The following is a 12,473-nucleotide window of genomic DNA, read 5'->3' on the forward strand; positions in this document are numbered from 1 at the left end:
GCGTTGATTTTCAGGGGATATAAAATTATTATTCATGCAAATGAGTAATGCTTTGATAATCATGGAATTAAAATGTCGAAAGGATAATTGGATAAGTAATTAATTGGAATGTAGCGTTTTAGTGTATGTTACATACGAATAAATTCGCATTTTGGGGGTTACATTTGATAATATACTCTTTCAATCTCTTCTTTTTGGAATATACACTAGGCCTTTTTAAGTTGGTGAATATGCAAATTGATTTTGTTGAGAATCCAGCAAAAGTGTAAATAAGAAAATTAATATCATATTTGGAGAGCTGAGGCATTTCTTCTCTAAGTTTTGTTATGATTCCGTTTAAGTCTTGGTTTAGGTTATGCTCAAGTTCAGATCTGAATTTATGACCTTTCATATCCTCGATTATCTGTTGAGCTTTACGCGCTATTATTTTCTGTTTTTGTTTAGGTTCATCATCGTTATATGCGAATAATTCATCACAAATATTATTTACAATCTCAAATTTTTCTTTAATTAATCTAGCAATACTCTTTTGAAGACGTTCGCTGTATTGTTTATTTTTTGTAATTGAGCTATTTTTAATATTTAGTGTTGAAATTGAATCCTTCAATTCGTGTATTTGTTGTTTTAATTTATATTCTTTATGTTTTACTTTTTCATGAAGATAATATATTACACTGCATAATATAAAAATAGAAATTACAATTAACAATAATATTTTTATCTTATGGTTTTCAATATCAGACTCTGATTTCAAAGAGCGATATTTATAATATTCACTAATAGCACTTGGAACATTATTTTCAATTATAGAATAAAAAATAGAATCTTTTTTAGTTTGTAAATCAAGAATTATTTCTAATGCGTCATTATAGTTATTACAGCCTATTGCATATTCATATTCCATTTGTTTTAATGTTAACTGGTCATAGTTATCTTCTAAAGATTTTAGCTCACTTAAATAGAATTTTGCTAAATCTAATTTTTTTTGACTTATGGCAAGTCGTATTAGGTATATATAGCAATTGGGAATAGATTGTTTGTCTGAGTTTTTAAATAAAAAATTTATATTATCCATTAATCTATCATATTGTTGTAATTTATATAAAGAGATTAATTGTCGATATTTGCCGTAATTTATAAGCGATTTATCATTAATATAATTGTCCATTATACTGTCAGATAACTCGATACATCTATTGTATTCTCCATGGTTGGCATAGCTTGCTGCTAAATCAATCATGACATAACGGTAATTGTCATTTCTCCCTGATTTATTATAATGTTCAGCTGATTTGTGTAGTTTGTCAATGGCTTTTTCATCGTCATATGTTTCATTGAATATTTCACCCATTAATTCATATGCTCTACCTAAATAATAATTATCCTTTAATTGTAAGGCAATTTCTTCACATTCGATTGATGATATCATCCCTCCGCTATAATTACCATTATAAACGCGGATTCTTCCTTGGCAATATAGGGCCGTCATAAGATGATTCTTGTCATTATGTTCTCGAAAATAGTTTACAGCAATAGATATTAACGAATCGTTCATTTCAATAATATAATTGCGATATTGAGCGTGAGAATATAATACAGCATATAAGGCCTGGTTATATCCTTTCAGTGAAGTTGAATTTATATTGCGCAATATGGATAAGGCAGAATCAGGTTGTTCTGTCATTAATGATTCTGCTAAAATAAGATTTTTCTTTGTTGTTGAATCTGAACAAGCAATAAAAATCGGAATGAGTATAGCAAATAATAACTTAATATAATATTTCATAGATTTGATATATATTGTACAAATATAATATTTTTATTGATTAATATTATCGTTTATAAAATTAATACTAAATATAATGTTGATTTAAATTAAGCGAAATCTCTACTTTTTGTAATGTGACTTTGCAAATATTTGTGATTGATTTGCGTCTTGTGAGGTGTGAAACTATAAAAATTAGGCCTTCGGCGTAGTGCTGAAGGCCTTTATTATGTACGTTGTTTGTGTTATTATTAGTCGGCGAGGCGTTTTATCAACTCTTCGAGGGTGAGGAGTTCCTGATCGCCCGTTGTCATGTTTTTAAGCGTTACCTTGTTTTCGGCAAGTTCGGTTTCTCCGACTATGGCAACGAATGGTATTGCCAATGCGTTGGCATAAGCCATCTGCTTTTTCATCTTGGAATTTTCAGGGAATATCTCGGCCGACACTCCGGCTGTGCGAAGATGCTTTATCATCTGCATCGATGCACGGGCTTCGCTCTCGCCGAAGTTGGTAAACATCACCTTGACCGTGTCGAGTGCGTCGGCCGGATAGAGGTCGAGTGCATTGAGAACATCGTAGATGCGGTCGGCTCCGAACGATATGCCCACGCCCGACACGCCCGGCATTCCGAATACGCCGGTAAGATTGTCATATCGGCCGCCGCCGGTGATTGAGCCTATTGCAACATCACAAGCCTTTACCTCGATTATTGTGCCGGTATAGTAATTGAGGCCTCGTGCGAGCGACACATCAAGGTCGAGCTCGGCATTGAGTCCGAGTCTTTCGGTGCCACCGATGACTTCGCGCAGCTCCTCGATGCCTTTTCGTCCTATTTCCGAAGAGGCGAGGATGCCCTCCATTGTGGCGAGTCGCTCGGCTACGCTTCCCGAGATTGAAAGGATGGGCTGCAGGGCGTTGATAGCTTCATCGGAGAGTCCGTGTTCACGCAGCTCGGCGTTCACGTTGTCGATGCCTATTTTGTCGATTTTATCGATGGCCACAGTTATGTCGACAAGCTTGTCGGGTGCGCCTATCAGTTCGGCTATTCCGGCGAGTACCTTGCGGTTGTTGAGCTTTATCGTCACGTTTATGTTGAGGCGTGTAAACACCTGGTCGATGAGTTGGAGCAGCTCAATCTCGTTGATGAGCGAGTCGGAGCCTATAATGTCGGCGTCACATTGGTAAAATTCGCGGTAACGGCCTTTCTGCGGTCGGTCGGCACGCCACACGGGCTGAATCTGGAATCGCTTGAAAGGGAACTGAAGTTCGTTACGGTGCTGGACAACGTAACGCGCAAATGGAACCGTGAGGTCGTAACGCAATCCCTTTTCACACAGTTGCGATGTGAGCTTGCCGGTGCTTTCGCGGGCGTCGAGCAGTGCGGGGTCGGCTCCGCGCAGGTAGTCGCCCGAGTTCAGAATCTTAAAGAGGAGCTTGTCGCCTTCTTCGCCGTATTTCCCCATAAGTGTTGACAGGTTCTCCATTGCCGGAGTTTCGATTTGACGGAATCCGAATAGATGGAACACCTCACGTATTGTGTCGAATATATAATTGCGTCGCGCCATTTCGATGGGCGAGAAGTCACGCGTTCCCTTGGGAATTGAAGGTTTCTGAGCCATAGTCTTTAAGTGAATTTATTTTGGCGCAAAGTTACCCTTTTTATGCCAAAGATGCAACACAATCCTCGGCAGTGTTGTCGTTGAGAATCGTTTTCATTATGTCGAGGTCGCTTAGCACCTCGCCTTGCATCAGGTAGTCATCGCTATGTCGCTGCACCGACTCATATATTGACAGGGCTTTGGCTCGGTCATGTTCCATGAATAGGGCCACGGCGCAAAGCACTCTCGGTTTTGACGACATCATGCTTTGATATTGCGTTATGTACTTTTTCAGTTCGTCGGTGAATAGTTCTCGGGCCTGTTCGATGCGTCCTGTGACAAGCGAAGTAAACAGAAGCTCACACTCCACCTCTTTGGCATAGATTGGGATTATCTCCGATTTGTGACGGTAGAATTCATCGAACAACCTGTATGCCTCCTCCCATTGCATCATGTCGAGCAGTCGCGACGCCCTCATCATGTCCATTGAGAACTCAAGCGCATCCTTGTAGTTGACTGCGCCCGTGTCGATAAACCATTCCCGAGGCATGTCTTTGGGGCGTATTCCTTCCTGAATCAGGGCATTGGCGCGGAGTTGCATGATGAATCCACGCCGGGCAAGCTTGTTGCGTGACAATGACAGGACATTCATTGCATCGTTGCTTATGCCGCCTACTTTCATCGGCACCCCGTTTATTATGATGAAGATAATGTCGATGAAGATGAATATCAATATAAATTCATGAACGAATGTCTTCAGCTCAACGGTCAGCAGAATGGCTAAAGCCGCTATCAGCGCGAGTAAGTTGGCCAATACTCCGCCTGAATTGTAAAGGATTACGGGTACTTTGTCGTCGGGTTTGTCGGGTGGGGTGAGCAGGCACTGTCCGCCTGTGCCTGCTATGGCGTAACGCTTGATGCGCAGTCGTCCGTTATCCTTTATCAGCGTCATGTTGAATATGCGGAACGACACGAAGCGATACCCCGATATAAGACCGCACACAATATGCCCTCCTTCATGTATCAATACAAGTAAGGGCACCGCTATGATTGCGCTCAATACTCCTATCGCACCTCCGGTTATTCCGTCGCTTATATTTATTGTCGCAAGCTTGTGAAGAAAAGTGTCGAACGACATGTCGGTGAAAATGACAATTCCCAGCGTCACGAATATCATTCCCGCCGAAGCGCCTATTATCAGGCCTGCCGCAAGCTTTAGTATGGTCTTTATTATGTTCATGATTGGTAGTCGGCTTAAATAGCGGAGCAAATTTAATTATTTGTCACGTTCCTGCAAAATCGTTGCCTTTTCAATCGTCATGCGGGCTCATAGTGAATGAAGCGATAAATTATTTCCTAATTAGGGATAAAGGGGTTAACTTTGTAGTAGAATAATTGTCAGCGATACGGAGAGAAAAATGACAAGGTTTACTGAATCCGATAAAGAAATGTCATCACGATTAGGCCTTTGGAGGGTGCTGGTCCCTGTAGCCATAGGGCTTTGTGTCGTAGTGTGGCTCTTCTACAGGGAGTTTGATCCCGAAGTGTGGCACACGGTGCATTTCACCAATCGCGTTATATGGGGCATTGCCTTGGCGTGGGTGTTCATGCTGGGGCGTGACTTCGGTTATAGTTGGCGATTCAGGGTGCTGACCGACAAGGAGCTCCGATGGGGGCCGGCAGTGAGGGTGTGCATGATGTGTGAATTTACCTCGGCTATTACTCCGTCGACTGTAGGAGGCTCGTCGCTCGGCATGATATTCCTTCATCGTGAAGGTGTTAATCTCGGTCGTGCCACTACGTTGACAATGACTACGCTGTTCCTTGACGAGCTCTTCTTTGTATTGTCATGTCCGCTTATAGTGGCATTTGTGCCGTCAAAGGAGCTTTTTGGTTTCGGTCACAGTCAGTTTGAGATAGGAATCCGTTGGGTGTTCTGGTGTGTATATGCCCTTATATTGCTTTGGACCGTTGTGCTCTTTGTGGGTATAATTGTTAAGCCTCATGCAATACGCAAGGCTTTGGTGTGGCTCTTCGGATTCAGGTTGCTGCGCCGATGGCAGCCTACCGTCATTTCGCTTGGCGACAGCATGGTCGCCACCTCCAAGGATTTACGACACCGTTCAGCCGGATGGTGGATTGAGGCGTTTGCCGCGACGACAGTGTCGTGGATATCGCGTTATCTTGTCGTAAATGCCTTGTTTCTCGGCTTTGTGCCCTCGGCCGACCAGCTTGTGGTGTTTGGCCGTCAGTTTGTAGTGTGGGCCATACTGATGTTCAGCCCCACGCCCGGCGGCAGCGGTGTGAGCGAATGGCTGTTTACCGAATACTACGGCGATATGCTCCAAAATGCCGGAATAGCTCTGATAATCGCACTGTTCTGGCGCATAATCACCTACTATGTCTACCTCATAATCGGTGTGTGCATAGTGCCGTCGTGGCTTAAGAAAAGAGATAAAAAACAGATCAAATAAATAGAGTAGAGTTATGAAATTCATTGGTATCATACCGGCGCGTTATGCGTCATCACGTTTCCCCGGAAAACCGCTTGCCGACATTTGCGGAATGACGATGATAGAGCGGGTGTATCGTCGTGCTTCAATGGAGCTTGACGAAGTGTATGTGGCGACCGACGACGACCGCATTGCCGAGGCGGTAAAAGGTTTCGGCGGCAGGGTTGTCGTGACGGCTGCAACCCATCGCAGCGGCACCGACCGATGCTATGAGGCCTATTGCAACATAGGTTCCGATGCCGATGTGGTAATAAACATCCAGGGCGATGAACCGTTTATCGATCCGTCGCAGATAGCTGAGGTGAAACGTTGCTTCGACGACGAGTCGACACGCATAGCCACTCTCGTGCGCAAGTTTGATCCGGCGCTGGGCTTTGAGGCGTTGTTTGATGCCAATACCCCCAAGGTCACGTTTGACGACAACATGAATGCGCTTTACTTCAGCCGCTCCATAATCCCCTATGTGCGCAACTTTAAGTGGCAGGAGTGGATCGACCGATGCACCTTCTACACTCATGTGGGTATGTATGCCTATAGGGCTGCAACTCTTGCCGAGTTGACTTCGCTTCATCAAAGTTCGCTTGAACTTGCCGAGTCGCTTGAACAACTTCGATGGCTGCAAAACGGTTATAAGATAAAGGTGGGTGTGACCGAGTGTCCTACAATAGGCATCGACACCCCCGATGACTTGAAGAGAGCCGTTGAACTTTGTAAAACTCTTGAAGAAAAGCAATAATGCAGCACCCTGACAGAAAAACTCCTCCACAGGTGAGCAGCTTCGGACATCTGAGCGTGCCGTCGATACGTGTCATGACGCTTGACAACGGGTTGCCGCTTAAGGTTATCGACCACGGCAGCCAGGATGTGTGCCGACTTACCTGCGTGTGGGACGGGGGTATAGCCGAGTCACCCTCGATATCGTTGCCTACAATGACATTGAGCCTGATGCAGGAAGGAACCCGACATCACTCCGGCGTGGAAATAGCCGACCGCATCGAATTCAACGGTGCCCGCATTGCTTCGGGTGTCAATTCCCACCATGCGTTCATGAACCTGTTTACGCTTAATTCACGGGCCGACAATGTGATGCCGCTTTTGGCCGAAATGATTGTGGAACCGTCATTTCCCGAAAGGGAGTGGGGCGTAATAAAGGAGAAAACGGCACGCACCATCGAGCTCCTGCGCGAGAAAGTGGAATACTATGCCACTTGCGAGATAAACCGGTTGCTGATGGGTGACAATCATCCGCTTGCAAGGATGGACACTCCCGATAATGTACTGTCGATGACTGTCGATGACGCGGCACGTAACTATGAGGGCACTTATCGACCCGGTCGTAACGGTGAGGGAGCACCCACGATGACGCTCTATCTTGCCGGTCATGTCACGCCGGAGCTTGAGGAGCTTGTCAACCGCACGTTCGGCTCGATCGACATTGATTCAAGCCGTGGCGTAGAGCTTAAGTTTGTGCCGTTCAAGGCTGAGAATGATTCACGACGGTTAATTGAGATGGAGGGTATGCTTCAAAGTGCCGTGCGCATGGGCATTCCCACAATAAGCCGCCAACATCCCGACTACATAGAGTTGCGGCTGCTCATTATGGCGCTTGGCGGATACTTCGGCAGCAGGCTGATGCGTAACATAAGGGAGGACAAGGGTTACACCTATGGCATCCAGTCCTATCTGCTCGGACATCCCGAAGGCGGTCTGATGCAGATTGCCACATCTACCGACAATCGTTATGTCGATGTTTTGATCGATGAGTCAATCAAGGAGATAGAGCGTCTTGGCACGGGCGATTTCACAACGGGCGAAATGCAACGGTTGCAGCGTTACGCAATGTCGAGCCTTGCGTCGACACTTGATTCGGCATTTGACATCATGGACTACTACATAAACCAAAAAGTGGCGTTCACCCCCGACAAATACTTCGAGCAACAGGTCGATGCCATAAATTCGCTGACACCTCAACGGCTTGCCGAAGTGGCGCGTGAGCATCTGTCGGTCGACAAATTGACTATTGCAGTGGCCGGCGATTGTGTAAATAGTGCAAATGCACGCTCTTAGAGTTGCTTTTTGCCGCCAAAGATAGTAAATTTGCACTCTATTATGAAATTTGAGTTACAAGCTACCGATAAGTTCAGTAATGCGCGAGCCGGATTGATAACAACCGATCACGGCCCCATAGAAACCCCTATATTCATGCCTGTAGGCACCGTGGGATCGGTAAAGGCCGTACATCAGCGTGAACTGGACGAAGACATAAGGGCTCAGATAATTCTGGGCAACACATATCATCTATATCTGCGTCCCGGCATTGACATCCTGGAACGCGCCGGAGGACTGCACCGGTTCAACGGCTGGAAAAAGCCCATACTCACCGACAGTGGAGGCTTTCAGGTCTTTTCGTTGTCGGCCAACCGAAAGTTGAAAGAGGAGGGTGCCTATTTCCGCAGTCACATCGACGGGTCTAAGCACTTGTTCACGCCTGAGGGCGTTGTCGACATACAGCGCTCGATAGGTGCCGACATAATGATGGCGCTCGATGAGTGCCCGTCGGGAACAGCCGACTACGATTACGCCAAGAAATCACTCGGACTTACCACGCGATGGCTCCAACGCGGATGGAAGCGATATAAGGAAACCGAGGGCCGATACGGTTACTCGCAGGCTTACTTCCCGATTGTGCAGGGATGCACTTATGCCGACCTGCGCCGTGAGTCGGCCAAGACGGTTGCCGACCTTGGCGCCGACGGTAACGCCATCGGCGGCCTGGCCGTAGGGGAACCTGCCGAGGTGATGTACGACATGATCGAGGTAGTCAATGAGATACTTCCCGCCGACAAGCCGCGTTACCTGATGGGAGTCGGCACACCGGCCAACATACTTGAAGCGATCGAACGAGGTGTCGACATGATGGACTGCGTGATGCCTACACGTAACGGCCGAAACGGAATGCTTTTTACCGCCCACGGCATCATGAATATGCGCAACAAGAAGTGGGCCGATGACTTCTCGCCCCTGCAGGAGGACGGCCCGAGCTATGTCGACCGTTTCTATACGAAGGCTTATGTGCGTCACCTCTTTGCCGCACAGGAGATTTTGGGTATGCAGATTGCGTCGATACACAATCTGGCATTCTACCTGTGGCTTGTGGGCGAAGCACGCAAGCACATTCTTGCCGGTGACTTCAAGGCGTGGAAGGATGTGATGGTTGAACGTGTCACTCGTCGGTTGTGACCTAAACTTGATGAAAGACTGCCATGTTTAAGATTCTTGACCGATACATAATAAGGAAGTTCCTTGGCACGTATATATTTGCAATCGTGCTGATTCTGGCCATAACGGTGATGTTTGACATCAACGAGAAGCTTGACGCATTCCTGAAAGCTCCGTTGAAGGCTACCGTCTTTGACTACTTCCTCAACTTCCTCCCCTATTTTGCCAATCAGTTCAGCCCGCTCTTCACATTTATTGCGGTGATATTCTTCACATCCAAGCTTGCCGACAATTCCGAGATAATAGCGATGCTGTCGTCGGGCGTCAGCTTTAAGCGACTTATGGTGCCATACATGGTTTCGGCTGCTGTAATTGCCGCTTCAACATGGGTGCTGAGCGCCTATATCATACCGCCGGCCAACATCAAGCGACTTGAATACACCAATACCTACGTGAAGAATAAGCGCGTAGACTACGGCAGCAACATTCAGCTCATGGTGGCTCCGGGCGAAATTGCCTATATGAGCCGATTTGACAATACGACAAAGACCGGATATCGATTCTCGCTTGACAAGTTTGACGGCAAGAAGCTTGTGTCGCGACTCACATCCACAACCATAAAGTGGGATACACTTTATCAATGGCAGGTGCGTGACTACATGATACGTGACATCGAGGGAATGACTGAAAAGATAACCAAGGGTTCGCGCCTCGATACCATCATCCCCATTGAGCCGAGGGACTTCCTGATATCGGAAACCGACCATGAGAAGATGACCTCCCCGCAGCTTCAGGAGTATATAGCCCGTCAGAAATTGCGTGGTGTGGCCAATATAAAGTCATTTGAAATAGAGAATGAACGCCGCTATGCGATATGCGCGGCAGCGTTCATATTGACTCTGATAGGAATGTCGCTTTCGTCCAAGAAAGTCAAGGGCGGAATGGGTATAAACATTGGCATAGGCCTTGTGCTCAGCTTCAGTTACATCCTGTTCACTACCGTTACATCGTCATTTGCAATATCGGGTTACACATCGCCATTTGTAGCGATGTGGATTCCCAATGTAATCTACATAATAATAGGTATTGTGCTCTATCGCCGTGCATCGGCAGGATAGAGTAGGAGAAAGAGTGCAATCACTCTTTCTCCAGACAGGCATCGAGTGCCGATGCTATTGCGTCACGGTCGAGATGCTGACCGATGAACACGAGTTTGATCATGCGGTCGCCGTAGACATCATCCCAGTCGCGTGCAAGTCCGGGCTCGTATTGCATCAATTGGCGTAGTTCTTCTTCGGGAGCTGTTGCATACCACAGACCCGCTTCGGTAATTTTCTTCTGTACACCGGCTTGCTCGAAAAGAATCGACATGTCACGATTGTGGCTGAAGTAGAGCACGCCCTTGGTGCGTATTACGTTTGCCGGCCAATTCATGTTGACATAACGGTCAAACTTGTCAAAGTTGAACGGACGGCGGCGGAAGTAGACAAATGTCCCTATACCGTATTCTTCGGCTTCACCCTCTCCATCGTGATGGTGGTGATGGTGATGCGAGTCGCAATGATGATGGTGCTCATCATGGTGGTGCTCGTCATGATGGTGATGATGCGATTCATGCTCGTCGTCATCGTCATCATCATCATCAAGAGGCTTTTCTATCTCATGCACCCATGTCGCCGAAGTGGCCACCGACTCGAAGTCAAAGAGCCGTGTGTTGATTATGTCCTCAAGCGGAACATCGGCATAGTCACACTCTATAATACGGGCCTTTGGCTGTAGGGTGCGTATGATGCTCTTTATGAGTCCGGCCTCTTCGGGCGTGACTTCTGATATCTTGTTGAGGAGGATTATGTTGCAGAACTCAATCTGTTGAATTACGAGATTCTCTATGTCGTCCTGGTCGATGTCATGCTTTGTGAGTGAGTTGCCGCAGCTGAATTCGCTCTTCATGCGAAGGGCGTCGACCACGGTTACGATGCAGTCGAGATAGGGAGGCTTTATGCCGAATACGGTTGAATAGTCGTCCATCTGACTCATTGCGTCGATGGTCTGCGCGATAGGTGCGGGCTCGCACACTCCGCTTGCCTCGATTACGATATAGTCGAATTTGCGTGTAGCGACGATGTCCTGCAACTGCTTTACGAGATCCATCTTCAATGTGCAGCATATACATCCGTTCTGCAACGCCACGAGGTCGCCGGAATCGTCCTGTCCTACGATTCCGCCTTTCTGTATGAGGGTTGCGTCGATGTTGACTTCGCCGATGTCGTTTACGATTACGGCAAACTTAATGCCTCGTTCATTGGAGAGAATGTGATTGAGCAAAGTTGTCTTACCGCTCCCGAGATAGCCCGTGAGCAGCAGGATTGGTGTAGCTTTACGATTCATTTCGATGTTATGTTGATGTTTTGTCGGATAGTTCTTGACCGTGTCGCCGACTGTGGGTCAGATGCGTTCGAGCACGGTCTTTATCAAGTCGTGAATTGCTGTTTTGTAATTGGGTGTTGCGTTGGTCGACACGCGATTTGCGATTATTGAGCACACGGTCATCGCCTTGTGTCCGAGCAGCAGTGACAGTCCCTGCAATGGCGCACTCTCCATTTCGTAGTTGGTGACGGGTTCGCCGTTGTAACGGAACTTCTCGATGCGGCTGTTCAAGTCGGGATTGGCGAGCGGCAATCGAAGTTCGCGGCCTTGCGGGCCATAGAAACCTACAGCCGATATAGTGTGACCTCTCACCATGTCGTCACGGCCTATGCGCTCAACAAGCTCCTTGTCGGCAGGCACTACGTAGGGCTTTGCCCATAACGGATTCCAGTGTACATAATCGCAGAAAGCCTGTTGATAGTCGATGTCACACACTTCGTTGCGTCCGGCATAGTAGTTGAGCACACCGTCAAATCCTATTGCATGAGCGGCTATGACGGGTGTGCCGACAATCAGTTCGGGCTGTAACGCTCCCGATGTGCCTATGCGCACGAGGGTGAGTGTGCGGTGTTCAGGCTTTACTTCACGGGTGGCGAAGTCGATGTTGGCAAGTGCGTCGAGCTCGTTGATCACAATGTCGATGTTGTCGGGGCCTATGCCGTGGCTAAGACACATTATGGGTTTTCCCTTATAGGTGCCACCTATGGTGTGAAATTCACGTGACGACACTTCAAATGTCTTGGTGTCGAAAAATTCAGCTACCATGTTTACTCGTCCCGGATCGCCCACGAGGATTATTCGGTCGGTCAACTGGGAGGGAAGAAGGTGTAGGTGGAAGATTGTACCGTCGGGATTGATTATCATTTCTGATGGTTGAATTTTTTTAGTGCTCATGATAGTCTTTGAATTTTGGTTGTTATATAGAATCTAACGCGCACACAGCCTGTGATG

The 12,473-nt window shown here is 47.0% G+C and carries 10 protein-coding genes; 5 read left to right on the top strand and 5 right to left on the bottom strand.

The annotated features are described in order from the left end of the window. Positions 1 to 118 precede the first annotated feature (118 nt). From E7746_RS03530 to E7746_RS03540, 3 genes are all read right to left on the bottom strand, one after another. The gene (locus E7746_RS03530; protein WP_136409852.1) at positions 119 to 1,786 is read right to left on the bottom strand and encodes a hypothetical protein; all 1,668 of its coding nucleotides are present in this window, start codon (positions 1,784 to 1,786) and stop codon (positions 119 to 121) included. Between the two features lie 230 nt (positions 1,787 to 2,016). Further along, positions 2,017 to 3,384, bottom strand: coding sequence for a histidine--tRNA ligase (gene hisS / locus E7746_RS03535; protein WP_123396012.1), 1,368 nt, complete (start codon positions 3,382 to 3,384; stop codon positions 2,017 to 2,019). A gap of 40 nt (positions 3,385 to 3,424) precedes the next feature. Then, positions 3,425 to 4,603, bottom strand: a complete 1,179-nt coding sequence (locus E7746_RS03540) for a hypothetical protein (RefSeq protein WP_136409853.1) — start codon at positions 4,601 to 4,603, stop codon at positions 3,425 to 3,427. A 208-nt stretch (positions 4,604 to 4,811) separates the two neighbouring features. Here E7746_RS03540 and E7746_RS03545 point away from each other — a divergent pair, with 208 nt between their 5' ends. The 5 genes from E7746_RS03545 to E7746_RS03565 are packed head-to-tail and all read left to right on the top strand — an operon-like array spanning position 4,812 to position 10,213. Beyond that, positions 4,812 to 5,837, top strand: coding sequence for a lysylphosphatidylglycerol synthase transmembrane domain-containing protein (locus tag E7746_RS03545; RefSeq protein ID WP_168184288.1), 1,026 nt, complete (start codon positions 4,812 to 4,814; stop codon positions 5,835 to 5,837). Between the two features lie 13 nt (positions 5,838 to 5,850). Further along, a complete protein-coding gene (gene kdsB / locus E7746_RS03550) occupies positions 5,851 to 6,612 on the top strand; it encodes a 3-deoxy-manno-octulosonate cytidylyltransferase (protein ID WP_136409854.1) in 762 nt (253 codons plus the stop codon). After that, positions 6,612 to 7,943 carry a M16 family metallopeptidase gene (locus tag E7746_RS03555; protein WP_136409855.1) on the top strand — a complete coding sequence of 444 codons (1,332 nt, stop codon included), beginning with the start codon at positions 6,612 to 6,614 and terminating at the stop codon, positions 7,941 to 7,943. The genes kdsB and E7746_RS03555 overlap by 1 nt, the downstream gene beginning before the upstream one ends. A gap of 42 nt (positions 7,944 to 7,985) precedes the next feature. Then, on the top strand, positions 7,986 to 9,116 hold the full coding sequence (gene tgt / locus E7746_RS03560) for a tRNA guanosine(34) transglycosylase Tgt (protein WP_136409856.1): 1,131 nt from the start codon (positions 7,986 to 7,988) through the stop codon (positions 9,114 to 9,116). 23 nt (positions 9,117 to 9,139) lie between these two features. Further along, the gene (locus E7746_RS03565) at positions 9,140 to 10,213 is read left to right on the top strand and encodes an LptF/LptG family permease (RefSeq protein WP_123396006.1); all 1,074 of its coding nucleotides are present in this window, start codon (positions 9,140 to 9,142) and stop codon (positions 10,211 to 10,213) included. A 19-nt stretch (positions 10,214 to 10,232) separates the two neighbouring features. Here E7746_RS03565 and E7746_RS03570 read toward each other — a convergent pair whose 3' ends face one another. Both E7746_RS03570 and E7746_RS03575 read right to left on the bottom strand, forming a co-directional pair. After that, positions 10,233 to 11,483, bottom strand: coding sequence for a CobW family GTP-binding protein (locus E7746_RS03570; protein ID WP_136409857.1), 1,251 nt, complete (start codon positions 11,481 to 11,483; stop codon positions 10,233 to 10,235). A 57-nt stretch (positions 11,484 to 11,540) separates the two neighbouring features. Then, positions 11,541 to 12,416, bottom strand: a complete 876-nt coding sequence (locus E7746_RS03575; RefSeq protein WP_136409858.1) for a nucleoside phosphorylase — start codon at positions 12,414 to 12,416, stop codon at positions 11,541 to 11,543. Between the last annotated feature and the right edge of the window lie 57 nt (positions 12,417 to 12,473).

Source organism: Muribaculum gordoncarteri, from assembly GCF_004803695.1.
Classification (GTDB): domain Bacteria; phylum Bacteroidota; class Bacteroidia; order Bacteroidales; family Muribaculaceae; genus Muribaculum; species Muribaculum gordoncarteri.